This window comes from Sporosarcina obsidiansis, from assembly GCF_009651005.1.
In the GTDB taxonomy this organism is placed as follows: domain Bacteria; phylum Bacillota; class Bacilli; order Bacillales_A; family Planococcaceae; genus Sporosarcina; species Sporosarcina obsidiansis.
The window spans coordinates 38,595-62,774 of the sequence record NZ_WHVW01000018.1 but is presented as its reverse complement, the minus strand read 5'-3'; the positions used below and the strand labels follow the sequence as shown (position 1 = coordinate 62,774).

The following is a 24,180-nucleotide window of genomic DNA, read 5'->3' as shown; positions in this document are numbered from 1 at the left end:
AAAAACAGCTCTCTGTGAGGAGGCTGTTTTTTGTATGTACGGATTAGTGTCCAGCACCTGGTACATGAATGAAAATGGAATAGTAACTGAAACCAACCATGAAGATCATTAAGTATGCTCCAAATAAGTACATGTACATACGCTCTGAAAGTTTCAAGTATCCAAGTAGTACGAAGAAGATCGTGCTTGCGACTAGCAGTAAAGAAGCAGGAATCATGTGCCCAACATAGAACATGACCGCAAAAATACCTGTCCAGAATCCGCAAAGTTTGAACATATTATCCATCTACGTGTCCCTCCTTCACAACAATACAATAAGCTCTTATCCATTATAATAGAACGTCAGCCTAAAAGTAAACTCCAATCAATTTTACATTGTGACAAAAAAGTGTACTTACTTGGTGACTTATTATGTAACTTGCTCTTTCCTGCGAACCAAATCGCTGATTGCGTATCGAAATGCAAGCTATCCTTAGTATAGCAAATAGCTAGTAAAAATAATATGAAAATTCATTTTTGCTATATTATCTGGCGTTAAAAAACTATTTTGAGTCATTTATCATAGTGAAAATGAAACAATCTGGATTTTGGACAACTTTTCAACAATTCAATTTCATTGTATACTTCTGCGTAAGATGAGAAGTGGTCTTTCATCAAACCGAGAAAGGGGAGTATTATGGAAACTGTATCGAACCCAATTGAAAAGACGTGTTTTCAGCTTCTGGAAAAAGCTATTCATTCCGAAGCGACAGATATTCATTTCGTACCTACATCAGAAGGCTATGATGTAACCATTCGTAAACATGCATTATTCTCGAAAATTGGCCATTTTCCTCATACATTAGGTAGCCGTTTGATTTCTTTTTATAAGTTTTTGTCTTCATTGGATATAAGTGAGCATCGCAGACCCCAAAGCGGTTCCTTTCATCGGTCATTTTCTGAACACAACTTCTCTTTTCGCGTATCTACCATTCCATCCATTCAATCGCGGGAAAGTGTCGCCATCCGCGTTCAAAAACACGATAAAATTGTACCTCTTCAAAAGCTATGTAGTAATCCTGAATGGAGCAGCCAGTTGTCTCAAGCCGCGGCTTATAAACAAGGATTATTTCTTGTAACTGGCCCTACTGGCTCAGGAAAAACCACAACATTATATTCATTAACAGCTCATTGTGTGAAGGAATTGGAACGCCATGTAATTTCATTGGAAGATCCTGTAGAAAATAACCATAGCCACCTGTTACAAATTCAAGTGAATGAACGATCTGGCATTACATACTCAGCTGGATTGAAAGCTATTTTACGTCACTCGCCTGATGTCATCATGATCGGTGAAATACGAGACGCTGAAACTGCGAAAATTGCGGTGGAAGCTGCTTTGACAGGACATCTGGTGTTGAGTACAATTCATGCGAAAGATCCAGTGGGGTGCTTATACCGCTTAATGGACTTAGGAGTTCACTTGGAAGAGCTTAGACAAACAATTATTGCGATTTCAGCACAACGTTTGATTACTCGGCATTCGGGCGAAACGGCGGCGATTTTTGAGATTTTGCAAGATCCCTATATCGAGCAGGCTACAGAAGCTATTTCAAAAGGAGAACGTTTTTCTGTACCGAATGAGCGGAAAATTGATACACAGTTAGCTTTCTTGGAAAGTCAGGCACTGAATGTTGTGGAATAAATTAACGAGTCATTATTCTAAAAAGAAGAGCTTAGTCAAGCCTGCTGATTTTTTGCAAAGACTTTCGGTTTTGCTTCAAGAAGGCTACACATTTCATGAAGGATTGATTCTCATCTTGCCCTATCACACAAAAGAATACGAAGAGAAGCTCACACAAGTAGAATTAGAATTGAAGATGGGCTACGGAGTTACGCACATATTAAAAAATTTGGGTTTCAGCAAGAGTCTTATGTTGCCGATTGTCATTGCAGAAGTCGATGGTAATTTGATCCGCGCGCTGAATGAAGTAGCTGAGCGTGTCAATCGAACAGCTGAAAAACAAAAGCAAATTCGGAAACTCTTGGCGTATCCTGCCGTTTTGTTTACTTTTTTACTGCTACTATTACTAGCGTTCCGCCAATTTTTCTTGCCAAATTTTGAGGCTCTTTCTATCATGCGTTCCAGTCAAGAAACAGGTTTGGTTCAATTTTTACCACGTTTGGTCTCCTCCATACCGGATCTCTTGTTAGTAGGCGTCTTGGTTATGGGGACTACAGTTGTAATACTACGAATTTGGATGAAGAAACTGACAGCTGCACAAATATTAATGAAGCTATTGAAGATTCCCGGAATTGGTTCTTTTTATAGTGCTATGAAAACAAGAGACTTTGCTAGTGAACTAGGAAGTTTATTACAATCAGGTTTGTCTCTGCAGAGTGCGCTGAATGTATTAGTCGAACAGAAAGAAGATCCTATTTTATCTGAGATCACAAGTCACCTTAGGGTTCATGTGATCTATGGAGAACCTTTGCATGAAGCGATTCGATTAACTGATGGGTTATCTGAACGCTTAGCAGACTTTGCAAAGCATGGTTCTGATAGTGGATATTTACCCAAAGAATTATTGATATACAGTGAGCATACGAGCGAACAGTTGGAAGAAAAAGTGAATAAGTGGATTGCCATCCTACAGCCTGCTTTATTTGGTGTGCTAGCAATCTGCATTTTGCTGTCTTATTTGGCTATCCTATTACCAGTTTATCGAATGATCGATAGTATTTAATGAGGAGGAGACAGAAGTTGATAAAGAAATTTATGAAAAATGAACGAGGTTTCACTTTGATAGAAATGATGATCGTATTGCTTATTATTACCGTTTTAATTTTAATTGCGATTCCGAATGTGACCAAGCATTCCAAATCTATTGATGAGAAGGGGTGCGGGGCGTATGTGAAAATGGTGGAAGGACAAATACAGGCATATAAGATGGACGAAAAAACTACCCCAAGTTTATCTGATTTAACTGCTAAAGAGTATTTACCGGAGAATCCAGTATGTCCGGATGGGAGCGTATTAGTCATTGATGGGGAAGGAAAAGTGACTGTTGCAAGAGCGGGTAGTTAATAGACTGAGGAAAGATGAAAAGGGATTTACGTTTTTAGAGCTTTTACTTGTTCTGTCCATTGTCGTCATCCTAAGCGCTGTTATTTTACCATTCAGTGAAAAACGATTATATCAGCTTTCAGAAGAAGATGCATTAAAATCTTTTATTGTGGCGGTTCATGAGACACAGTTGTTTGCGACAACTCATCAAGAGCATATTCGATTATATTTTTTAAATGGACGAAACAGTTATAAATCTGTTAGAGGGGACGGGACCGTTATAGTAGAAGGACAATTCCCTGATGGTATGATGTTAGGAGAATCGACGAGATTGAAAGAATTGAACTTTCAACCCTCTGGAAATCTATATCCAACAGGTAGAATGACAATTGTAACAAAAAAATCGGGCCTCATCACCATTAGTTTTCAATTCGAAAGGGGAAGGATGATAATCAGTGGATGAAAACGGACAATCGTGGCCGGAAGCGATGCTATCTTTAGTCATTATCATGGTGATTTTCTCCTCCCTCCTCCCACTGGCTACTCAGTTAACATCTTCAGTACTTATGAAGAAACACGCCATGATTGCAGCTGAAACAAGTTTTCAGGCAGCTATACATTTTCGTTCCAGTGGACAACTCACTGGGGTCAGAACACACGATGGTCTTGTTTATCAGTGGTCTGTGGAAGCTGGAGAAATATGCGTCACGTATGAAGAGATGCGGGGCATTAGTAGTAAATGTGTAGTCTTATGAAGCACTTAAATGAAAGAGGTTTTTCATTACTAGAGAGCATTATTCATTTGATGATATTTTCTATTCTCATCCAGTTAACCATTCTTTTCTTTTATTGGAAAGCCCCCATACAAACTAGTTATCAGAGTGATTTTTTAGGAGAATGGGAGCTGTTTTCTTTAGAACTTCAGCAGCTTTTAGAAGAAGTAGAATGGGTATCGGAACCTACGAGTAATAGTGTTTCTTTTCGGACAGAGAAAGGGACGGTCACTATTCAAGTGTACCAGCAATTGATTCGAAAAGTAGTCAATGGACAAGGTCATGTTCCATTGTTAATGGATGTGAAATTTTGTAGTTTTTCAGTGGATGGAAACCGTTTGCAAGTGGCTGTAGAAAAGCTAGATGGGACTAAAAAAGAAAGGACGTTCGCCATTGGATTATATACGGAATGAAAAAGGAGGGATGTTTGTTTTTGCGATTGTTTTATTATTTTTCGTAAGCCTCTTTCTTTTCTCCCTTGTTTCATGGCATGATAGTCTCTATGGGATCTACGATTCTCTCGAGAACTATTATGAACGAGAAGCAGTCAAATTAATGAAACGGGATGGATGAAAATGAAAAGGATTTATTTGGTAGGATTTATGGGGTGTGGTAAAAGTGCAATCGGTAAAAGGCTTCATACGCTGACGGATATTCCGTTCTACGATATGGATCATGAGATTGCAGAACAGATGCAACTATCAATACCTGAAATCTTCGACCAATATGGAGAGCCTTACTTTAGGCAATTGGAGACAGAATTTTTGCAGTCGTTTCCTGAAGAGTTCTGTATTATCGCAACTGGTGGAGGCGTGGCGGTAAAAGAAGAAAATATACGGATTATGAGAGAAACGGGCATGGTGTTTTTCTTGAATGCTTCATTTCGAGATATTTGGCGAAGAATTTCCACGGATGTGAATCGGCCGATTGTCCAACAATCTTCACGTATGGAGTTAGAGACTTTATTTAAGAAACGACGACCTAAATATTTGGAAGTAGGTCATTTTACTGTAGAAACTACTGGAAAGTCATTGACGGAAATCGCGGAATATATTATCTTTCAAATAGAAAGATATCAGTAAGGAACTGCTGATAAAACGAATGATAATACTAATGTGGGTTTTATCGTTCGTTTTATTTCTGTAATTAGAAATAGATTGCGCTTACTTCTATGAAATGTTAAGATATCAAGGAAGATAGAAACGAAATCAATTTTAGTTAAATAATGCGAATGATTGTATGGGGAGAGCGCGCATTAGGCGCCGCCGAAGGAGCAAGTAACATATGTTATGAATCTCTCAGGTAAAAAAACGCATGCATGACGCATCTCTGGAGACTGCTGATACAATCGGCGGCCGAAGAAAGTATGGAAACTGTAAAGCTTTCAGGCAAAAGGACAGGGGTTCTCTTATTTATAGGAGACCCCTGTCCTTTTTGATTGAATACATACTGATCGATAGTCAGTTTCTCGACTTTTCCTATCGATTAGACAACAAAGGAGGAATAAGGTTGACAAATCAATTATTGCGCACGCCATTATTTGAAAGTTACAAAGAGTATGGAGGTAAGACGATTGACTTTGGCGGATGGGAATTACCTGTTCAGTTTTCCAGTATTAAAGCTGAGCATGAAGCGGTCCGTACGAAAGCAGGTCTATTCGATGTATCCCATATGGGAGAAGTGTTGGTCAGTGGAAACGGGGCGCTAGCATATTTGCAGAAGCTCGTCACGAATGACGTGTCCAAACTCCAGGTTGGTCAAGCACAATATACGGTGATGTGTAATGAACAGGGTGGAACAATTGACGATCTATTGATTTATAAGCTGGATGAAGAACGATATCTTCTAGTAGTGAATGCTTCTAATATTGATAAAGATGTAGCTTGGATGCAGAAGCACCAAACGGAAGATGTTGTGATTGACAATCAATCTTCTGATTATGCTTTATTGGCACTTCAAGGTCCAGCAGCTCTGACAGTTCTGCAAAAATTAACAGATGAACCATTGGAAGACATCAAGTTTTTCCGTTTTAAAGAGCATGTACAAGTGAGTGGGGAAGATGTACTGGTCTCCCGAACAGGTTATACAGGTGAAAACGGCTTCGAAATATATGGTACACCACAAGCGATCACTGCCTTGTGGCCAAAGATTTTACAAGCTGGCGAAGCAGAAGGCGTTGTGCCGGCAGGACTTGGTGCTCGAGATACGCTACGTTTTGAAGCGGGTCTACCGTTATATGGTCAAGAGCTGTCAGCTATTATTTCACCTTTAGAAGCAGGTCTTGGATTCGTAGTGAAATTAAATAAAGAAGCGGACTTCATCGGGAAAGAAGCGTTGAAGAAACAAAAAGAAGATGGAGTACAAAGAAAACTTGTCGGACTTGAAATGATTGATAAAGGGATCCCCCGTACAGGCTACAAAGTGTATGTTGTTGACCAAGAGATCGGAGAAGTTACAACGGGTACACAGTCTCCTACTTTAAAGAAAAATATTGGTTTTGCGTTACTATCAACGGATTATACAGAGCTAGGAACTGAAGTAGAAGTCGAAATCCGTTCGAAACGGTTAAAAGCAAAAGTGATTGGAACACCTTTCTATAAAAGACCATAAGCGAAAAGGGGTAAGATTATTATGAAGCATCGTTATCTTCCAATGACGGAGCAAGATCAGAAAGAAATGCTGGAAGTGATAGGAGTATCTTCAATCGATGAATTGTTTTCTGATATTCCTGAAAAAGTCCGTTTTACAGGCGAGTATAATATTAAACAGGCAAAATCTGAAACATCTTTATTGAAGGAACTTGGCCGTTTGGCAGGTAAAAATGCGAACGCTCAAGATTATGCTTCATTTTTAGGGGCAGGTGTCTACGATCACTATCGTCCGATAATTGTCGATCATGTCATTTCACGTTCTGAATTTTACACAGCCTATACACCTTACCAACCGGAAATCTCACAAGGTGAATTACAAGCTATTTTCGAATTCCAAACTATGATTTGTGAGTTAACGGGAATGGAGCTTGCGAACTCTTCTATGTATGATGGCGGTACGGCGTTGGCAGAAGCCGGAACGTTGGCAGCTGGACATACACGTCGAAAAAAATTGTTGGTTTCTTCAACTGTTCATTCTGAATCTCAAGCAGTTGTGAAATCGTATGCTAGCGGTCAATCTATAGAAGTCGTGACAATTCCGCATGCTAATGGTGTAACAGACGTAGAAAAGCTAAAAGAATTGATTGATGATCAGACTGCAGCTGTACTCGTACAGTATCCGAATTTTTATGGTCAAGTAGAGGATCTTCAAGAAATGAGCGATATTGCACATGAAAATGGGGCTTTGTTCGTCGTTTCAGCGAATCCGCTTGCTTTAGGTTTATTAACACCTCCTGGTTCATTAGGCGCTGATATTACGGTCGGAGATGCACAGCCATTTGGTATCCCTGAATCATTTGGTGGTCCACACTGTGGCTATTTTGCAGTATCGAAAAAACTAATGCGTAAAGTACCAGGACGATTAGTCGGAGAAACGACTGATGATCAAGGACGTAGAGGATATGTTCTGACATTGCAAGCACGTGAACAGCATATTCGCCGTGATAAAGCGACTTCGAATATTTGTTCGAATCAAGCACTGAATGCTTTGGCAGCATCCGTTGCAATGACAGCTCTCGGTAAAGAGGGAGTAAAAGAAATCGCTTATCAAAATATTGCTAAAACCGCTTATGCACGACAAGCATTTGAAAATGCTGGGTTTGAAGTGAAGTTTAGTCCTTCTCACTTCAATGAAATCGTCGTCAATTGTAAAGCACCTATTAAGGAAGTTAACGAACACTTGCTGAAGCATGGCATTATTGGCGGATATGATTTAAGTTTGGTAGACGAAGATCTTACCAATCATGCGCTGATCGCAGTTACAGAACAACGAACTAAAGAAGAAATCGATGCACTCGTGCAAGAACTGGAGGCTATCCATGCATAACGAAAATCAATCACTCATTTTTGAATTATCAAAAGCTGGACGTGTCGGTTACAGTTTACCTGAATTAGACGTACCTGAAGTGGATGTCTCTGCTATCTTGCCACAAGATCTGATTCGTCAAGAAGATGCTCAACTTCCGGAAGTGGCTGAATTGGATATTATGCGTCACTACACAGCGCTATCCAACCGCAATCATGGCGTTGATACAGGGTTTTATCCGCTTGGTTCTTGTACAATGAAGTACAATCCCAAAATTAATGAAGCTGTTGCACGCTTTCCTGGTTTTGCGCGAGTTCATCCGTTGCAAGATGAATCTACTGTGCAAGGGGCTTTGGAAGTCGCCTACGATCTACAACAACATTTGGCTGAAATTACCGGAATGCCTGCCGTCACGTTGCAACCGGCAGCTGGAGCACATGGTGAATGGACGGCGCTCATGATGATCCGTGCATTCCATGAAGCGAATGGGGATACAGAGCGTACGAAAGTGCTTGTACCTGACTCCGCTCACGGTACGAATCCTGCATCAGCTACAGTGGCAGGATTTGAAACGGTGACGGTGAAGTCAAATGACAATGGTCTGGTGGACCTGGATGATTTGAAGGCTAAAGTTGGAACGGATACAGCAGCATTGATGTTAACGAACCCAAATACGCTCGGTCTATTCGAAGAGGATATTTTGCAAATGGCAGAGATCGTTCATGGTGCAGGCGGGAAACTATACTATGACGGGGCGAATTTGAATGCTGTGATGTCTAAAGCTCGTCCGGGAGATATGGGCTTTGATGCAGTACACTTGAACTTGCATAAGACATTCACAGGTCCTCATGGTGGTGGCGGCCCAGGTTCAGGTCCAGTTGGTGTAACAGAGGAATTGGCAGCTTTCTTGCCTAAACCGATCATTACGAAAACAGAAGATCGATATATATTGGATTATGACGTTCCACAGTCAATTGGACGGGTGAAACCTTTCTACGGAAACTTTGGCATCTATTTACGCGCGTACACGTATATCCGTACAATGGGCCCGGATGGTCTGAAAGCTGTCACGGAATATGCGGTATTGAATGCAAACTATATGATGCGTCGTTTAGAGCCTTATTTCGACCTGCCATATACACAGCATTGTAAGCATGAATTTGTTTTGTCAGGTCGCCGTCAGAAAAAATTAGGGGTGCGTACATTGGATATGGCTAAACGTCTCCTTGACTTTGGCTACCATCCACCAACAATCTATTTCCCTTTAAATGTTGAAGAGGGAATGATGATTGAACCAACAGAAACAGAATCTAAAGAAACATTGGATTCCTTCATTGATGCGATGATTCAAATCGCTAAAGAAGTTGAAGAAAATCCTGAAATTGTTCAAGAAGCTCCACATACGACTGTAATTGGTCGTTTGGATGAAACAAAAGCAGCACGTAAGCCTGTATTGCGTTATACGAAAGAAGCATAAATAACAAAAAAAGGAGAGACGGAAAATACCGTCTCTCCTTTTCCAACTTTTTCAAAATCCGATAGAGGAATCTGTATCCCAATCATTTCGAGTTGCTTTGCGGTGTTGCTTCTGTAATTGCTTAATACGCTCTTCGTAGATTATCATACCTTCATAATGATAGGTTAGGGCAATCGACATATATAACTCATTTAATTGAGAGATCGATAATCCTTTTGTATTTTCCGCAATGTCAAGTACATGACTATCTTCTAAGATATTCTTGCTGTCGAGTTTTCTGATATATTCTTTCCGTACCTCTTTTGTTGGTGACGTGATCTCGTACGTACTGTCAAAGCGTCCTGCACGATTAATGAGAGCTGGATCAATTCGTTCAGGATAGTTTGTCGTTCCGATGATAAATAATCCATCTCGTACATGTACACCGTCTAACGTGTTCAAAAACGTACTTCTCATATGTTCCGGCATAGAATCCATATCCTCGATGACCAGGATGGCTGGTGCGAGACGTTCCGCCGTAGAGAATACTTCCTGTACAGAATGACTACCTGTAAATTCGGTAATTTGCCAATAAATAACTGGTGCATCAGTAGTACCTGTTATAGATCGTACTAACGTCGTTTTGCCGTTACCAGGAGAGCCATAGAGCAAAATACCACGCTTATATGGCAGGCCGTATTCTTTAAAAAATGCACCGTCGTCCTGGAAAAATTCATCAATGGAGCGGTATAGATCATTTTTCAGCTGTTCATTCAATAGTACGTCACTTCGTTCGATTTGCTCGCCTAATCCATATGTCTTCTTTTCAATCCCTTCTTCCGTATCGACTAAATACGTAATGCTTGTCTTCATCGATTCTCTTTGCAGATTATTTAATTCCTCGATAAAGTGCTTTGCGTGCTCAGCGGATGGGGCGAATAGCGTATGTTCCGACCAAGTGGCGCCAGTAGCTACATAATAGCTGATTTTAGCTGTTGCAATTTGGTATTCAGGAAAGAAGAGTAATTGGTTATCGATCGTTTCTGCACGATGGACTGAAAATCCGGCTGTTGATTGATCTGGCTGAATTTTTTCGACAGGCAACGTTTCATAAATGTGCCCAAGTGATTCGTATAGTATCTTTTTTTGCTGAATCAATTCAGGTAGCATTGTCTCGGTATAAGTAAGAAAATCATCTGCAGCGACAATTTTCCAATCATTTGGTGAGTGGTGATGGAGTTTTTCAAAAATAGCTGTAATCACAACCGCATAATTTTGAAAGTGAGGAAGTTTTTCATATTTCTCTGAATTGCTCGGAATAAGAAATGGTAGATTCATTGATTTTAACATTCTCCTTTATAAATAGTAAATCCTCCCATGAAAGGAGGATCTAGTATCATTATTTTGTTTTAATCTTGCCTGTCCATTGCTTAAAACCGCCACGAAGTTGATAGATTTCAGTACAGCCTTTTTTCTTCAGGAATAAAGCTGCGCGTCCTGTACGACTTGTATTTTGATCGTATAGATAAATCGGCTTATCAGGGCGTATTTCTTTATAGCGCTGTGAAAACTGTGTAAATGGGATATTACGTGCACCTAAAATATGGCCAGCATCAAAATCTTTTGGTTCTCGGACATCAATTAATTGTGCTTTCCGATACCCTTGAATGAACTCTTCTTGTGTTAAAGTAGTAAGTGCTTTCCCAACTCGAACGTATGTAATAACGAAATACAGAATGATCGCGAGCACAGCTGCGCCTAGAATATAGTAACTCAAAAAACTTCCCCCTTTTATCAATATCTCTATTATAAAGATTTTCTAGCATCAGTTCAATCGGAATGATAAAATGTAAGGCGTTATTGTTTTTTTCAGCCATCAATTCATATAGCATGAAGATGAAATATTAAGCAATGAGGAGAATGAACATGACAAAAGCGGTTTGGCACTACGTTGATTCAGGCAAGTGTACGCCTTCCTTCAATATGGCGTTGGATGAGGCGCTTCTTGATTTACATAGCCGCGGGGAAATTGGACCCGTCTTGCGATTTTATGAATGGTCTCCCGCCACTTTATCGATCGGTTATTTTCAGCGGATTGAAAAAGATATCGATATGGAAAAAGTGAAAGAACTTGGATTAGGGTTTGTCCGTAGACCGACCGGTGGAAGGGGCGTGCTTCATGAACATGAGCTTACTTATAGTGTCATTGTCAGCGAGCAATATCCCGGCATGCCCGAGTCTGTTACGGAAGCGTATCGGGTCATTTCATCTGGTTTGTTAGAAGGATTTCGCAACTTAGGTCTACAAGCTGAGTTCTCCATACCTGATAAAGAAGTAACCGACCAATTAAAACATCCGAAAAGCGGAGTGTGCTTTGATGCTCCAAGTTGGTACGAGTTAGTAGTGGAAGGGAAAAAAGTAGCAGGGAGTGCGCAGACACGTCAAAAGGGTGTGATTTTGCAGCATGGTGCCATTTTGATGAGTCTAGATGTGGATAAATTGACTTCTATCTTCACTTATTCATCTCCTGCCGTGAAAGAACGGGTGCGCAGAAGCTTGCCAGAACGAGCCATTGCGATTGACCGTTTAGCAGATCGGGATATTACAATCGATGAATGTAAAGAAGCATTCTCAACAGGCTTTGAAAAAGCGTTGGATATCTCGTTGGAGCCGCTCGAATTGACGGATGAACAAATGGCGTTAGTGCATCAAATTGAGAAAGAAAAGTATGCGAATGATGACTGGAATTACAAAAAGTGAAGTCAGTGCTTTCACTTTATTTTTATTATAGAAGGTTGTTGAATCAACCATTCTAAAATCCAATATATAATTTTTGGATTGACAAAGTTTCGATATGTAGTAGATTATGGAGTAAACTATACACAATATGTTGTGTTATGAGAAGTCGAAGGAGGATGTTATATGGTTACGATTTCTAAACAGGGCGAACCATTTCTGAATAAAGAGCAGTTAAATAAGGACATTTCACAGTTTCATCAAGTACACCCAATCACGGAGGATATGAAGCTTACACATAGCGGAGTATCACGACTCGTGATGATTGATCGCTATTCATTTAAAGATACGGAAAAGAAGACGTTACGAGAAGGAGATTTTGTCGTTCTAACCGTTCGTGAAGATCCCAAATTTCCTGCTCGTGGATTGGGCTATATTACAAAATTGGACAAGGCAGAGGGGAAAGCAGAAATTTGGATCGAAGAAGAGTACAGGTCTTCGATCGATGATCCAGAAGAACAGCATAAAGGAGTTATTTCTCGTCCGCTTGAAGTGTTGGAAAAACCTCTCGAAGTATACTATGAACAAATCGCAAAACGTAATGCGACGGGGTTAGCTTCTGTAGAGAAAACTGAGGAAAAAAGAGCGCAGTCTTTTGAAACTTTTTATAAGCAATTGAGTGCCATGCATTTTATTCCTGCAGGACGAGTGCTGTACGGTGCGGGTTCAGATACTGATGTAACCTTCTTTAATTGCTATGTCATGCCGTTTGTTCCAGATTCCCGTGAAGGCATTTCAGACCACCGAAAGCAAGTGATGGAAATCATGAGCCGTGGTGGCGGTGTCGGAACGAACGGATCGACTTTACGTCCGCGTAACACACTGGCTCGCGGAGTGAACGGAAAATCTTCTGGTTCTGTTTCATGGCTGGATGATATTGCGAAATTGACACATCTCGTCGAACAGGGTGGATCAAGACGTGGCGCACAAATGATAATGTTAGCTAACTGGCACCCCGATATTTGTGAATTTATCATCTCTAAGATGCAGAATCCGCGAATTTTGCGATATTTAATCGAAAACACAGAAGACGAGTTAATTAAGAAGCTTGCAAATGAAAAATTGAATTTTAAACCTTTGACTTCACAAGAAGAGGCGATGTATCAAGGGATTGTCAATTATAAACAAATCCCAGGTCATGGTGGCTTCAATGCAGCGATCATTCGTGATGCCGAGTTAAAGCTTCAAGATGGCGGAATGTATTCAGTTCATAATCCTGAATTCTTAACAGGTGCCAATATTTCCGTTACTTTGACAGATGACTTCATGAAAGCTGTGGAAGAAGACGCGGATTACGATCTTCGTTTCCCGGCAGTTGAAAATTATTCACCTGAAGAGATGGTCCATTACAATGAACAATGGCATGAAGTCGGCGATGTGCGCGAATGGGAGAGACTTGGTCACGAAGTTCGTGTGTATCGTACAATTAAAGCCCGTGCGTTATGGGATTTGATCAATATTTGTGCAACGTATTCTGCAGAACCGGGTATTTTCTTCATCGATAATGCGAATGATGAAACGAATGCGAAAGCGTATGGACAGCAAGTTGTAGCAACGAATCCATGTGGGGAACAACCACTTGCACCGTATTCCGTCTGCAATTTAGCAGCTGTTAACCTTGCGGAGATGGCAGATAAAGAAACAAAGACCGTGAACTTCGAGAAATTAAAAGAGACGGTACGGATTGGTGTTCGTATGCAAGATAACGTCATTGATGCTACACCATATTTCTTAGAAGATAATAAAGTACAAGCACTAGGAGAACGTCGAGTAGGACTAGGCGTTATGGGACTTGCCGATCTTCACATCTATTGTGAAAAAGAATACGGCTCTCTTGAAGGCAATCAATTAGTCGATGAAGTATTTGAAGCAATTGCGACAACAGCTTATCGTGAATCAATTGAATTGGCGAAAGAAAAGGGTAGTTTCCCATTCTTGATCGGTAAGACAGATGAAGAAACGAAAGCATTACGTCAAGCGTTTATTAATACAGGATTTATGAAACGTATGCCTGAAGATATTCGAGAAGCAATTTTAGAATATGGTATTCGTAACTCGCATTTATTAACCGTTGCGCCAACGGGATCCACTGGAACCATGGTAGGAGTTTCCACTGGTTTAGAACCATATTTTTCCTTTACGTATTACCGTAGTGGTCGTCTTGGGAAATTCATAGAAGTAAAAGCGGAAATTGTCGAAGAATATTTACAAAGTAATCCTGATGCAGATCCGGAAAACTTGCCGAAATGGTTCATTTCATCGATGGAGCTAGCACCAGAAGCACATGCGGATGTACAATGTATCATTCAGCGCTGGATCGACAGCTCGATTTCAAAAACGGTCAATGCGCCGCGTGGCTACACTGTGAAGCAGGTAGAAAGCGTTTATGAAAGATTGTATAAAGGCGGAGCAAAAGGCGGCACAGTATACGTCGACGGAAGCCGTGATTCGCAAGTTCTGACATTGAAAGCGGAAGATAATATTCCAGATACAGAAGAACTAGTAGAAGTGACGGAACAGCCGAAAGTTGTGCTCGTCAATACGATTCAAGATTTGCGTTCTACCAACGTGACCATCGGCTCGGAAGTGGGCGATACGTGTCCGGTCTGCCGACAAGGTACCGTAGAGGAAATAGGTGGATGTAATACATGTACGAATTGCCAAGCACAGTTGAAGTGCGGGCTGTAACAAAAATGATATAGTACAAAAACCGCTAATTCATTAGAATTGGCGGTTTTTGTACTATATCTGTACATCAAGGTCTGCAACACTCGAAGTCAAAAAGAGTTTCAATCAATTGAGTTAGCAAATTCAACTAATGTATCAGCAGTTACTTCTGAAACCCTCTTATCCACTCCGAGCATGTATTCCCAATTACTGTGTTCAAAAATCGGAAAATTAAATAACTGATGCTCAATATAAAGGGTTTCCTATATTTTTTTAGGCGTGTAGACTTTCTGATTGACATTGTTTTTGAAAGTTACTTTATTTTCCAAAGAACGAACAGTAATTTTATAATGGTTTTCTACAATTTCGTTATGGATAAACTTGATTTCCAACTCATCATTGAGGTTATATTCCGTGTCTTCAGAGAATCGTCCGATTTGATGAGTAAAAGGAATGGAAGGTGTACTTCGGCAATTTTACAGTTTGGTCAAAATGATTTTCAAATTCCTTGATTGCTGAATCCGGAGATGTGTATCCAAGTTCTAAATGTTCTTCTTTAATGGTGCGAGGTGTATGGTAGGGGTTTGCTTGTACTGTCCCATATATTAGTCCGAAAAGTAATAGGCTAAATAAAACCAAAAGAAGTGGAAAATTCTTTTTCAATTTCTTCACTCCAAATATTATTTTGGTTTAGTGTGTCCATCGCGGTTACAATCATTCTTTTAAAAGTAAAATTACAGGTAACTTTTATTATTGAAATAGGGAAGTCAAGAACGGATTAAGGTAAAGAGATAAAACATTTTTGCAGATAAAAACACCCAACAGTTAGAATCACAATCTAGCTGTTGGGTGTATACCATAACTAAGGTCTATTCATTTATAAGGTGTGTTCCATTCAAGACAGAATCGTCACAGGTTTTTGTTCGTCTACTTTTTCTGTTTCAACTACTGCTTCTTTATTCAACGCACTCACACCGTACTGTTCCACTTCCAATAACTTTTCAAATGAAGCAATTGCCACCTCAACTTGTTTGTCATCAGGCTCTTTTGTTGTCAGGAGTTGTAGCCAGAGACCAGGGTAGCCTAAGAAACGAAGAACTGGAACATTTCGAACTGCATTCGTAAGTTGTAGCACTTCAAAAGAAATACCTAACACAACAGGAATCAACAATATCCGATTGACGACACGTAACCATAGTGGGTCATGTGGAACGAGAAAATAGATAAACATCCCAACAATCACAGTGAATAATAAAAAACTACTGCCACACCGATAATGTAATCGAGATTGAGATTGAACATTTTCAACCGTCATCTCCATATTGTTCTCATAGTTGTTGATTACTTTATGTTCCGCACCGTGATATTGAAACACGCGTTTAATGAGTGGTGTCATCGAAATAAGTCCAATGTACGTTAACAGAAGAACTAACTTAAAAAAGCTCTCCAACATAATTTGTGCTGTTTTCCCAGGTGCTACCGACTGGAACAACTCTGCTAAGAATACCGGAACCAACGTGAATACAAACTTACTGAATAAAAAGGTTAGCACGCCTACAGCGGCTACACCGAGAATCATCACGAGTTTGGACGTTTCTTCTTCTTTTTGTTGTTCCTCTTCCTCGCCAGGCATTACATCATAGCGGTCGCTCGCAAATGTTAGATGTTTAGAGCCGTTTCCAGCAGATTCTATCAACGCTACAATTCCGCGAACGAAAGGGATTTTCTTGAGTTTTGAACGTACAGGATGTTGTTCCCTAGGTACGTGAAAATATTCAATAGAATCATCTTTCCGGCGAATGGCTGTCACCGTATCCTTTTTTCCGCCAAACATGACCCCTTCTATAAGCGCTTGCCCTCCGTATGCAGGAGGAGTTTTAGATTTTCTCATTACATACCCACACTTTCTGTCGTTAGAAACGATATCTATAGTGTACTAAAAAAACAGAAAATGCACCATTGAGATGTTTAAAAAGAACATGAAAACCCGACACTGATGTGGGAGGGATTTTTATGCGTATCACATCGACACATGTATGGACAGCAGTAATGGCTGCGTTCTTATCCACTTTTTCATTGAAATTTTTGCAAGTTTTTAAGTTTATTAAATGGTCTCCGATTGGCTGGTCTGAAAGGTTACATATGTTCACGACCACACCTGTTTGGTTCAAATGGGGGTTATTATGGATCGTCTGTTTCGTAATCTTTTTCCTTTTATATTTGATTGCACTCTTTACATCTAAAATTCCACCGAGCTTGTCATCGATTGTTTTCACGGTCATTATGTTGGTCTTTATTGAATGGATGGTCCATGTAAAAGGAGATCTAAGTATAACTCAGTTTATTAAAAAAATGTCTATTCCATTCGCTGCTCTTTTGGCGATGATTATTCGTTTTGTCATCGGTACTTCCGTTTACATGAGAAAAACCTTTGACAAAGGGTAGAAATAGTTTGTCCGTTTATCTCAATATGCTAAAATAGGAAAGAAAAATGAGTGGGAGGGGATAAGTTGGAACTATTACTGTTAAATGGTCCGAATTTAAATCGTTTAGGTAAAAGAGAACCAGATATTTACGGTGCGGAAACATTGGCGGATATTGAAAATAGATTGCAACGTTTGGCTGAAGAATCCGATGTGGTGTTAACTTGTTTCCAATCCAATGTGGAAGGAGAACTCATCAATCGGATTCACCAGGCAGGTGATCAAGGGATCGACGGGGTGATTTTCAATCCGGGCGCCTTCACACATTACAGTATCGCTCTACGTGATGCGATCGCTTCTATATCTGTTCCAGTCATCGAAGTTCATATTTCGAATATACATACCCGTGAAGAATTCCGTCATACTTCCGTCATCGCCCCTGTAGCAGCCGGACAGCTTTGTGGTTTCGGAACTGCCGGGTATGACCTCGCCTTCCATGCGTTTATGCTAAAAAGAAAGGAGAGAGTACACCTTGAAAATTGAGCAACTGCGTAAGATTCTTGAGGAACAGGAAGTAGATGCGTTACTCATTACGAATCCTTATAACCGACGTTATATGACGAATTTCACTGGATCTGCTGGAGTTGCAATCATTTCTCGGGATGACGCAGTTTTTATCACAGACTTTCGTTATATGGAACAGGCTGATGCGCAGATGACAGGCTATCGGATTGTCCAACATACCGGAACGATCATCCAGGAAGTCGCCAATCAAGTGAAATTAATGAAGATCAGTACACTAGGTTTTGAGAAAGAACATCTTAGCTATAGTCAATTCGAGATGTATGATAGGCATGTAGAAGCAGAACTAGTCCCGGTTGCAGGTCTGGTGGAAAAAATTCGTCTGATCAAGACTCCGGAAGAAATTGAAGTGTTGAAGCAAGCAGCTGCCATTGCAGATGCTGCATTTGTTTATATTTGTTCAGTCATCGGTGTGGGCAAAACGGAACTGGAAATCGCCAATGAATTGGAATTTTTCATGCGTAAGCAAGGTGCGACCTCCTCTTCATTTGATATCATCGTCGCTTCAGGCAAAAGAGGGGCTTTACCACATGGGGTTGCTTCTGATAAAGTGATTGAAGCTGGTGATTTTGTTACATTGGATTATGGTGCTCTCTACAATGGATATATATCAGATATCACGAGGACTGTTTCTGTAGGTCAGCCATCTGCTAAACTATCGGAGATTTATGAGATCACGTTAACCGCTCAGCAGTTAGCTGTGGAGAAGATCAAGCCTGGTATGACAGGCATCGAAGCAGATGCCATTGCTCGTGACTATATCAAGTCAAAAGGCTATGGAGAGGCATTTGGTCATTCCACTGGGCATGGCATTGGTATGGAAGTGCATGAAGCACCTGCTTTATCGTTCCGTTCCGAAACTGTTTTAGTACCCAATATGACGGTGACAGTTGAGCCTGGGATTTATCTTCCGGGAATTGGCGGTGTGCGGATAGAAGATGATATCGTGATCACAGAAACGGGTAATGAGCGATTGACGAAGTCTACAAAAGAACTGCTTATTTTATAATCGAACAAATGGAGGAATACGAATGATTTCAGTAAACGAGTTTCGTACAGGATTAACAATTGAATTTGATGGGGATATTTGGCGCGTAATGGATTTCCAACACGTGAAACCAGGGAAAGGCGCAGCGTTTGTTCGTTCAAAATTGCGTAATCTTCGCACAGGAAATGTGAATGAAAAGACATTCCGCGCGGGTGAAAAAGTGGAAAAAGCTCAGATCGATAACCGTCGTATGCAGTACCTATATGCTAATGGTGATGAGCATGTATTCATGGACAATGAATCATATGAGCAATTAGAACTTGGTTCAGCACAATTGGAATATGAATTGAAATTCTTGAAAGAAAATATGGAAGTTCATGTTATTTCCTATAAAGACGAAGTGCTAGGGGTTGAATTACCAAGTACGGTGACGTTAGAAGTAGCTGAGACAGAGCCAGGTATCAAAGGTGATACAGCAAGCGGCGGTTCTAAACCAGCTAAAATGGAAACAGGTTTAGTCGTACAGGTACCATTTTTCATCAACCAAGGTGACCAACTGATCATCAATACAGAAGAGGCTGAATACGTCTCTCGAGCGTAATGACTTGATTTAAAATGCCATCAAACACACGAGGAAAGCTCTCGTGTGTTTTTTAGCGTGTTTGCATATCTTTAGATACCTGATCATACAGTAGACCATGGAGGAGGCGTAGCGGGATGGAATTAAACGATTTATTGCGCATCGCCGGAGTCGGATTGGTGATTGGTGTTTTGCATGTGTTTTTTGAGCAGACGGGCAAAAAGGAGTTTTCATTTTTCTTGTTTTTCCTTGCGTATCTCTATATATCTATCGAATTATTAATGTTTCTTAGAGTATTTTTCACGGAAATCACAGAATTTTTTAGTTGGTTGTCTATGGCGATGTAATGGCGGTCATCTTTCAACTATTTATTGTCTATCTTTTATTGCTTCTGCTCTCTTTTGCGGCTCCTGCATTGCATCCGATTCTCTATACAACGTTATTTTTGATGGTAGCAGTGTATGTCTTGTTTACTGTTCTGGTACCGTTCGCAAAATCACTTTTATTGTTGGTTGAGAAGTTGCCTGCCCCTTATACGACATTATTGGTTGTCAGTGCTGGATTATATTATATGGCAGAGATACTGGCTCTTCAAATGAAAGATGAAGGATATGGAGCACTCTCACAATTGTTCCAAACCGTTATGAAAATTGTGATCATCACACTTTGGTTTCCATCCATCAAGCAATTGATCGAAACCATTCATTCTTTGATCCCTTGGTAATCGGCTAGGGAACTACTACTACGAATGGACGAGACCTCTATGCAAGATTTGTTTAATTCTGTAATTGCCGATGTGTTTGGTCCTTTTTTTCTGTTGCTGATCATGTTGCTACTTACATCACTTGTCGATTTTTTCCTTCCAGCATTTCAAAAGTGGACGAGGTTTCTTCTGCTTGTCATTATACTCGTCTTATTACTGGAGCCCGCAACCGATAGTTTTCGGCAAATCCAACTCATTACCCAATCGATCGCCTCTCTGTTTCTAGGTATGTATCCATTAATTGCGGCCATGATTTTGGCATCCGGTGCAACGTTCGGTGTAGTAAATTTTCAACCCGCCATGCTGCTATTTGCTCAGGGAGCTGTTGTGTTCGCTGAAAAATTTCTTCTCCCCATTTTATTGACAGCACTTTTGTTGGATATCCTTACTCGATTGATGCCCGACATCGTGTTCACGAGGATGGCAGATTTGTTACGTACCTCTTTGCTTGCCATTGTATCCGCAATGGTTGCAGCCTATTCTATCTTCATTACCGCGGGTGGTGCATTGACTTGGTCATTATCAGGTGCGCTGAATGAACCACTAAAGGAATTGATCCGGCAAAACATCCCGGTGATCGGCTCGCTTTTGACGGATACACTTGGTTCAATTGGCCGTTATTCTTCTGGGGCCAGTGCGTACATTGGCATCTGGTTACTACTATCAATTTGGTCAGTGGCTCTGTTGCCGGCGGTAAAGGTTTTGTGTATTGCGTTTTTATTTAGATGGACTGCAGCGTTAATTGAACCATTCTCCCAAAAAGAAGTATGTGGGTTGATGGATGATATAGGACGTACACTATTTGTACTCTGTGCGATTACATTTCTTATATCGTTTGCGTTCATTTATACGACGATCTTTATTGTGACGTTCATTAAACTGATGACGTTAGGGAAGTGAGGAAGCTCTATGCATTTGTTTTTAGTGGGCCTCACGAATCTAATTTTAATTGCTTTAATTCTTCAGTTAGTAGCTACACCAGAAATGGAAAAAGTGTTTATTCCGTTAATTAAATTAGCCGTTGCGCTATGGATTTTGCAATTTATATTGCAAGCAGCAGGTCATAAGTTGTTTTAACTCTACATAGTATTCAATGTAGAATCCTAAGATTGATTAAAGTCACTATGAGATGGTGATGGAAACATGCAAAAACCAGCGAAAAAATCCCAGATGTTGTTAGTCGGTCTTATGATGATTGTATTTGGCATCTTGTTCATCACCAGTACGGGAAATCTAGGAGGGGAAAAACAAAAAAAAGAAGAAAAACGGCTTCTCTCAACATTAGAAGAAACGCTTGAACAAATGGAAGGGTTAGGAAAGGTTACAGTGTATTTTCACTATGACGAAAGAGAAACCGAGAGTTCATTGGCGGGATACTTCTCCATTTCCGCTTCCACTCCTAAAAACTCTTCTCAACTGAAAGGTCTCCTCGTCGTGGCAGAAGGCGTGGAAGATCCGGCCGTGAGAAATGGACTCTCACAACTACTAGCCAATGTCCTACAACTGCCAGAATATCGTATTGTCATTGTGGAAATGAAGAAAAAGGGGGAATCATCTTGAAAGCAAATAAACGAACAGTGTGGTTTTTAACATTACTCAGTCTGGTAGCAGTGATCTCCATCTACTACGTCAAAAAAGAAGCGCCTATGCCTTTTGATGGAATTGCCATTTTCACAAAAGAAACAAAAGATGCAACGAAGTTATTAGAGAAGGAAGGGAAGACTGAAGAAGTAAAACCGGTGTTTGCTGAATCGTACATCTTCCAAGATATGCGGATGGAAGTGCGTAATGAGCGCAGTGAAATGGTTGACCAGTTGACGACCAAGATGACTTCTTCAGATTATACAGCAGAACAGAAGAACGAAATTTTTAACGAAATTGCTGAATTGCGTAAAGTTAGTTCCACAGAGGCGTTAATGGAAATGCAAATTAAAGCACTTGGCTATCCAGAAGTATTTGTTCGGGCGGATGAAGATCGAGTAAATGTAACGGTCTTATCTCAAGAAAGTCACTCGTCAAAAATGGCGGATGAAATCACTCAATATGTTATGTCGAGTTGGGATGGAGCACAAACGGTAAAAGTAGATTTTGCTGAAACAAAAGAATAATTGAAGGAACCAGAGGGCTTTCCTCTGGTTTTTCTGTTCGACTACTTATGGAAATATAAGTGAATGTTTTATGGTCTTCCGAAGAATTTATGATTTTACTATTCCAAATTAATAGCAAAACGTCTATCATAGTATACGATAGTAAGAATAAAATAGTCAGGAGAATCAGATATGTTGAAAATTCAAGAGATTCGCGAAATCATTAAATTAATCGATCAATCATCCATCCAAAAGTTTACTTTCGAATCAGATGGAGGGAAAATCAAACTTGAAAAAGGTACAGGGCAAGCGCTTACAACAGTTGCGGAGGCTCCTGCGGTACAAGCAGTACAACCAGCACCTGTTGCTGTAGCACCTGTCGTCCAACAAGTGACACCTGCCCCTGTAGAAGCACCACAGCAACCAGCTGCGCCTGCTGAAGTAGCGGAAGATGCGTCATTGCACAAAATCACTTCACCTATGGTAGGGACATACTACCAAGCTTCATCGCCTGATGCACCAGCATATGTTAAAAAAGGCGATAAGGTCACTCCTGAATCCATTGTATGTATAGTAGAAGCGATGAAACTATTTAATGAAATTGAAGCAGAAGTATCCGGTGAAATCGTTGAAGTGTTAGTGCAAGACGGTCAACTTGTGGAATACGGACAACCTTTATTCCTTGTAAAAGAGAACTAAGGGGGACTGACAAATGAAAAAAGTATTAATTGCAAACCGGGGAGAAATTGCTGTACGGATCATCCGAGCTTGTAAGGAAATGGGCATTGAAACGGTAGCAGTTTATTCGGAAGCTGATCAGGAAGCGTTGCACGTCCAATTAGCAGATGAGGCCTATTGCATTGGACCGCGTCTATCAACCGATAGCTATTTGAATTTCTCCAATGTCATCAGTGTAGCAAAAGCAACAGATTGTGACGGAATTCATCCAGGTTACGGCTTTTTAGCAGAAAACGCTAGCTTTGCAGAGCTATGCGAAGAAGTAAACATTGAATTTATCGGACCTACTTCGGAAGCGATTTCAAAGATGGGTACAAAAGATGTAGCGCGTAATACAATGCAAGCTGCAGGTGTTCCAATAGTTCCTGGTTCTGACGGTATTGTAGACGATGCAGATCACGCGTTAAAAGTGGCAAAAGAAATCGGTTTCCCGGTTATTATTAAAGCTACAGCAGGTGGTGGCGGTAAAGGAATCCGTGTCGCTCGCGATGAGGAAGAACTAGTAAAAGGCGTTAATATTACCCAAAAAGAAGCAGCGGCGGCATTCGGTAACCCGGGTGTTTATCTTGAAAAATACATTGAAGTATTCCGTCATGTAGAAGTACAAGTACTGGCAGATAAATTTGGTAATACCATTCACCTTGGAGAACGTGATTGTTCGATCCAGCGTCGTATGCAAAAACTTGTAGAAGAAGCACCATCACCTGCATTGACGCCAGCGTTGCGTAAGCAGATGGGTGAAGCTGCTGTCAAAGCTGCTGAAGCGGTTAATTATCGCGGAGCAGGTACAGTAGAGTTTATTTTTGATCATATCAATCAAACATTCTATTTCATGGAAATGAATACACGGATCCAAGTTGAGCATCCCGTTACAGAAATGATTACGGGTGTTGATTTGATTCAACAACAGTTAAAAGTAGCTTCTGGTGAAAAATTGTCGATTAAACAGGAAGATATCCAGGTGAACGGATGGTCGATCGAGTGCCGCATTAACGCAGAGAATCCAGAAAAGAATTTCATGCCGTCCCCAGGTAAAGTCACGATGTACTTGCCACCTGGTGGTTTTGGAGTACGTGTAGATTCTGCTGTTTATCCAGGCTATGCGATTCCGCCATTTTATGACTCAATGGTGGCAAAGTTGATCGTTCATGCTGATACGCGTGAACAAGCGGTTGCTCGGATGAAACGTGCCCTAGATGAATTTGTAGTCGAAGGCGTTAATACGACCATCCCTTTTCATTCCAAGCTGATGGATCATGAAGTATTCCAATCCGGTGATTTTGATACGAAATTCTTAGAGAAACATGACGTCATGAAATAATTG

28 protein-coding genes and 1 riboswitch are annotated in these 24,180 nt (G+C 40.5%); of the genes, 24 read left to right on the top strand and 4 right to left on the bottom strand.

Annotated elements, in window-relative coordinates; genetic code table 11:
* Positions 1–43: 43 nt before the first annotated feature.
* Positions 44–286, bottom strand: coding sequence for a DUF2626 domain-containing protein (locus GD002_RS13795; protein ID WP_153732946.1), 243 nt, complete (start codon positions 284–286; stop codon positions 44–46).
* Between the two features lie 390 nt (positions 287–676).
* Here GD002_RS13795 and comGA point away from each other — a divergent pair, with 390 nt between their 5' ends.
* From comGA to gcvPB, 10 genes are all read left to right on the top strand, one after another.
* Complete coding sequence (gene comGA, locus GD002_RS13790; protein WP_153732945.1) at positions 677–1,684, top strand: competence type IV pilus ATPase ComGA; 1,008 nt, start codon at positions 677–679, stop codon at positions 1,682–1,684.
* Complete coding sequence (gene comGB, locus GD002_RS13785) at positions 1,671–2,726, top strand: competence type IV pilus assembly protein ComGB (RefSeq protein WP_153732944.1); 1,056 nt, start codon at positions 1,671–1,673, stop codon at positions 2,724–2,726. The genes comGA and comGB overlap by 14 nt, the downstream gene beginning before the upstream one ends.
* Positions 2,727–2,758: 32 nt before the next feature.
* The gene (comGC, locus tag GD002_RS13780; RefSeq protein WP_194841612.1) at positions 2,759–3,067 is read left to right on the top strand and encodes a competence type IV pilus major pilin ComGC; all 309 of its coding nucleotides are present in this window, start codon (positions 2,759–2,761) and stop codon (positions 3,065–3,067) included.
* The gene (locus GD002_RS13775; protein ID WP_194841611.1) at positions 3,048–3,509 is read left to right on the top strand and encodes a type II secretion system protein; all 462 of its coding nucleotides are present in this window, start codon (positions 3,048–3,050) and stop codon (positions 3,507–3,509) included. The genes comGC and GD002_RS13775 overlap by 20 nt, the downstream gene beginning before the upstream one ends.
* Positions 3,502–3,801 (top strand): hypothetical protein, encoded by a 300-nt coding sequence (locus tag GD002_RS13770; protein ID WP_153732941.1) that lies wholly within the window; start codon positions 3,502–3,504, stop codon positions 3,799–3,801. Before GD002_RS13775 ends, GD002_RS13770 begins: the two co-directional genes overlap by 8 nt.
* A complete protein-coding gene (comGF, locus tag GD002_RS13765; RefSeq protein ID WP_194841610.1) occupies positions 3,798–4,232 on the top strand; it encodes a competence type IV pilus minor pilin ComGF in 435 nt (144 codons plus the stop codon). Before GD002_RS13770 ends, comGF begins: the two co-directional genes overlap by 4 nt.
* Positions 4,233–4,394: 162 nt before the next feature.
* The gene (locus GD002_RS13760) at positions 4,395–4,901 is read left to right on the top strand and encodes a shikimate kinase (protein ID WP_153732939.1); all 507 of its coding nucleotides are present in this window, start codon (positions 4,395–4,397) and stop codon (positions 4,899–4,901) included.
* A gap of 149 nt (positions 4,902–5,050) precedes the next feature.
* Positions 5,051–5,143: riboswitch (glycine riboswitch) on the top strand.
* Between the two features lie 185 nt (positions 5,144–5,328).
* Entirely contained in the window at positions 5,329–6,429 is a 1,101-nt protein-coding gene (gcvT, locus tag GD002_RS13755; RefSeq protein ID WP_153732938.1) for a glycine cleavage system aminomethyltransferase GcvT, read from the top strand.
* A gap of 21 nt (positions 6,430–6,450) precedes the next feature.
* Positions 6,451–7,797, top strand: coding sequence for an aminomethyl-transferring glycine dehydrogenase subunit GcvPA (gcvPA, locus tag GD002_RS13750; protein ID WP_153732937.1), 1,347 nt, complete (start codon positions 6,451–6,453; stop codon positions 7,795–7,797).
* Positions 7,790–9,253 (top strand): aminomethyl-transferring glycine dehydrogenase subunit GcvPB, encoded by a 1,464-nt coding sequence (gene gcvPB, locus GD002_RS13745; RefSeq protein ID WP_153732936.1) that lies wholly within the window; start codon positions 7,790–7,792, stop codon positions 9,251–9,253. Before gcvPA ends, gcvPB begins: the two co-directional genes overlap by 8 nt.
* Before the next feature lie 51 nt (positions 9,254–9,304).
* On the opposite strand, the gene GD002_RS13740 is transcribed toward gcvPB, so the two are convergent.
* Positions 9,305–10,570: an ATP-binding protein gene (locus GD002_RS13740; RefSeq protein ID WP_153732935.1), complete on the bottom strand. Its 1,266-nt coding sequence runs from the start codon at positions 10,568–10,570 to the stop codon at positions 9,305–9,307.
* A 61-nt stretch (positions 10,571–10,631) separates the two neighbouring features.
* Complete coding sequence (locus tag GD002_RS13735) at positions 10,632–10,982, bottom strand: rhodanese-like domain-containing protein (protein ID WP_408020093.1); 351 nt, start codon at positions 10,980–10,982, stop codon at positions 10,632–10,634.
* A 176-nt stretch (positions 10,983–11,158) separates the two neighbouring features.
* Between GD002_RS13735 and GD002_RS13730 the strand changes: the two genes are divergently transcribed.
* Positions 11,159–11,992, top strand: a complete 834-nt coding sequence (locus GD002_RS13730; protein ID WP_153732933.1) for a lipoate--protein ligase family protein — start codon at positions 11,159–11,161, stop codon at positions 11,990–11,992.
* A 162-nt stretch (positions 11,993–12,154) separates the two neighbouring features.
* Entirely contained in the window at positions 12,155–14,716 is a 2,562-nt protein-coding gene (locus GD002_RS13725) for a vitamin B12-dependent ribonucleotide reductase (RefSeq protein ID WP_153732932.1), read from the top strand.
* A gap of 874 nt (positions 14,717–15,590) precedes the next feature.
* On the opposite strand, the gene GD002_RS13720 is transcribed toward GD002_RS13725, so the two are convergent.
* Positions 15,591–16,586, bottom strand: a complete 996-nt coding sequence (locus tag GD002_RS13720; protein WP_153732931.1) for a DUF1385 domain-containing protein — start codon at positions 16,584–16,586, stop codon at positions 15,591–15,593.
* A 122-nt stretch (positions 16,587–16,708) separates the two neighbouring features.
* Between GD002_RS13720 and GD002_RS13715 the strand changes: the two genes are divergently transcribed.
* The 12 genes from GD002_RS13715 to accC all read left to right on the top strand — a co-directional run bounded on the left by GD002_RS13715 (position 16,709) and on the right by accC (position 24,177).
* A complete protein-coding gene (locus GD002_RS13715) occupies positions 16,709–17,140 on the top strand; it encodes a hypothetical protein (RefSeq protein WP_153732930.1) in 432 nt (143 codons plus the stop codon).
* Between the two features lie 65 nt (positions 17,141–17,205).
* The gene (gene aroQ, locus GD002_RS13710; protein ID WP_153732929.1) at positions 17,206–17,661 is read left to right on the top strand and encodes a type II 3-dehydroquinate dehydratase; all 456 of its coding nucleotides are present in this window, start codon (positions 17,206–17,208) and stop codon (positions 17,659–17,661) included.
* Positions 17,651–18,709 (top strand): M24 family metallopeptidase, encoded by a 1,059-nt coding sequence (locus GD002_RS13705; protein ID WP_153732928.1) that lies wholly within the window; start codon positions 17,651–17,653, stop codon positions 18,707–18,709. Before aroQ ends, GD002_RS13705 begins: the two co-directional genes overlap by 11 nt.
* 22 nt (positions 18,710–18,731) lie before the next feature.
* Positions 18,732–19,289 (top strand): elongation factor P, encoded by a 558-nt coding sequence (gene efp, locus GD002_RS13700; protein WP_153732927.1) that lies wholly within the window; start codon positions 18,732–18,734, stop codon positions 19,287–19,289.
* Positions 19,290–19,405: 116 nt separating this feature from the next.
* Entirely contained in the window at positions 19,406–19,615 is a 210-nt protein-coding gene (locus GD002_RS13695; protein WP_009496798.1) for a hypothetical protein, read from the top strand.
* A complete protein-coding gene (locus GD002_RS13690; RefSeq protein WP_194841608.1) occupies positions 19,594–19,992 on the top strand; it encodes a SpoIIIAC/SpoIIIAD family protein in 399 nt (132 codons plus the stop codon). The genes GD002_RS13695 and GD002_RS13690 overlap by 22 nt, the downstream gene beginning before the upstream one ends.
* A 39-nt stretch (positions 19,993–20,031) precedes the next feature.
* Complete coding sequence (locus tag GD002_RS13685; protein ID WP_194841607.1) at positions 20,032–20,931, top strand: stage III sporulation protein AE; 900 nt, start codon at positions 20,032–20,034, stop codon at positions 20,929–20,931.
* Between the two features lie 9 nt (positions 20,932–20,940).
* Positions 20,941–21,108, top strand: coding sequence for a hypothetical protein (locus GD002_RS13680; RefSeq protein WP_153732924.1), 168 nt, complete (start codon positions 20,941–20,943; stop codon positions 21,106–21,108).
* A 66-nt stretch (positions 21,109–21,174) separates the two neighbouring features.
* Positions 21,175–21,591, top strand: coding sequence for a hypothetical protein (locus tag GD002_RS13675; RefSeq protein ID WP_153732923.1), 417 nt, complete (start codon positions 21,175–21,177; stop codon positions 21,589–21,591).
* On the top strand, positions 21,588–22,139 hold the full coding sequence (locus GD002_RS13670; RefSeq protein ID WP_153732922.1) for a SpoIIIAH-like family protein: 552 nt from the start codon (positions 21,588–21,590) through the stop codon (positions 22,137–22,139). Before GD002_RS13675 ends, GD002_RS13670 begins: the two co-directional genes overlap by 4 nt.
* A gap of 171 nt (positions 22,140–22,310) precedes the next feature.
* Positions 22,311–22,817 (top strand): acetyl-CoA carboxylase biotin carboxyl carrier protein, encoded by a 507-nt coding sequence (gene accB, locus GD002_RS13665; RefSeq protein ID WP_153732921.1) that lies wholly within the window; start codon positions 22,311–22,313, stop codon positions 22,815–22,817.
* 13 nt (positions 22,818–22,830) lie between these two features.
* Positions 22,831–24,177 carry an acetyl-CoA carboxylase biotin carboxylase subunit gene (gene accC, locus GD002_RS13660; RefSeq protein ID WP_153732920.1) on the top strand — a complete coding sequence of 449 codons (1,347 nt, stop codon included), beginning with the start codon at positions 22,831–22,833 and terminating at the stop codon, positions 24,175–24,177.
* Positions 24,178–24,180 lie beyond the last annotated feature (3 nt).

What these genes read in the sequence shown, in the direction of transcription:
- gcvPA (WP_153732937.1), top strand. Translation starts at nt 6,451, where the DNA reads ATGAAGCATCGTTATCTTCCAATGACGGAGCAAGATCAGAAAGAAATG.
- comGA (WP_153732945.1), top strand. Translation starts at nt 677, where the DNA reads ATGGAAACTGTATCGAACCCAATTGAAAAGACGTGTTTTCAGCTTCTG.
- GD002_RS13680 (WP_153732924.1), top strand. Translation starts at nt 20,941, where the DNA reads ATGCATTTGTTTTTAGTGGGCCTCACGAATCTAATTTTAATTGCTTTA.
- GD002_RS13730 (WP_153732933.1), top strand. Translation starts at nt 11,159, where the DNA reads ATGACAAAAGCGGTTTGGCACTACGTTGATTCAGGCAAGTGTACGCCT.
- GD002_RS13740 (WP_153732935.1), bottom strand. Translation starts at nt 10,570, where the DNA reads ATGAATCTACCATTTCTTATTCCGAGCAATTCAGAGAAATATGAAAAA.
- GD002_RS13675 (WP_153732923.1), top strand. Translation starts at nt 21,175, where the DNA reads ATGCAAAAACCAGCGAAAAAATCCCAGATGTTGTTAGTCGGTCTTATG.
- GD002_RS13715 (WP_153732930.1), top strand. Translation starts at nt 16,709, where the DNA reads ATGCGTATCACATCGACACATGTATGGACAGCAGTAATGGCTGCGTTC.
- comGF (WP_194841610.1), top strand. Translation starts at nt 3,798, where the DNA reads ATGAAGCACTTAAATGAAAGAGGTTTTTCATTACTAGAGAGCATTATT.
- gcvPB (WP_153732936.1), top strand. Translation starts at nt 7,790, where the DNA reads ATGCATAACGAAAATCAATCACTCATTTTTGAATTATCAAAAGCTGGA.
- accC (WP_153732920.1), top strand. Translation starts at nt 22,831, where the DNA reads ATGAAAAAAGTATTAATTGCAAACCGGGGAGAAATTGCTGTACGGATC.
- accB (WP_153732921.1), top strand. Translation starts at nt 22,311, where the DNA reads ATGTTGAAAATTCAAGAGATTCGCGAAATCATTAAATTAATCGATCAA.
- GD002_RS13685 (WP_194841607.1), top strand. Translation starts at nt 20,032, where the DNA reads ATGCAAGATTTGTTTAATTCTGTAATTGCCGATGTGTTTGGTCCTTTT.
- GD002_RS13720 (WP_153732931.1), bottom strand. Translation starts at nt 16,586, where the DNA reads ATGAGAAAATCTAAAACTCCTCCTGCATACGGAGGGCAAGCGCTTATA.
- comGB (WP_153732944.1), top strand. Translation starts at nt 1,671, where the DNA reads ATGTTGTGGAATAAATTAACGAGTCATTATTCTAAAAAGAAGAGCTTA.
- GD002_RS13695 (WP_009496798.1), top strand. Translation starts at nt 19,406, where the DNA reads ATGGAATTAAACGATTTATTGCGCATCGCCGGAGTCGGATTGGTGATT.
- GD002_RS13760 (WP_153732939.1), top strand. Translation starts at nt 4,395, where the DNA reads ATGAAAAGGATTTATTTGGTAGGATTTATGGGGTGTGGTAAAAGTGCA.
- GD002_RS13795 (WP_153732946.1), bottom strand. Translation starts at nt 286, where the DNA reads ATGGATAATATGTTCAAACTTTGCGGATTCTGGACAGGTATTTTTGCG.
- comGC (WP_194841612.1), top strand. Translation starts at nt 2,759, where the DNA reads ATGAAAAATGAACGAGGTTTCACTTTGATAGAAATGATGATCGTATTG.
- efp (WP_153732927.1), top strand. Translation starts at nt 18,732, where the DNA reads ATGATTTCAGTAAACGAGTTTCGTACAGGATTAACAATTGAATTTGAT.
- GD002_RS13725 (WP_153732932.1), top strand. Translation starts at nt 12,155, where the DNA reads ATGGTTACGATTTCTAAACAGGGCGAACCATTTCTGAATAAAGAGCAG.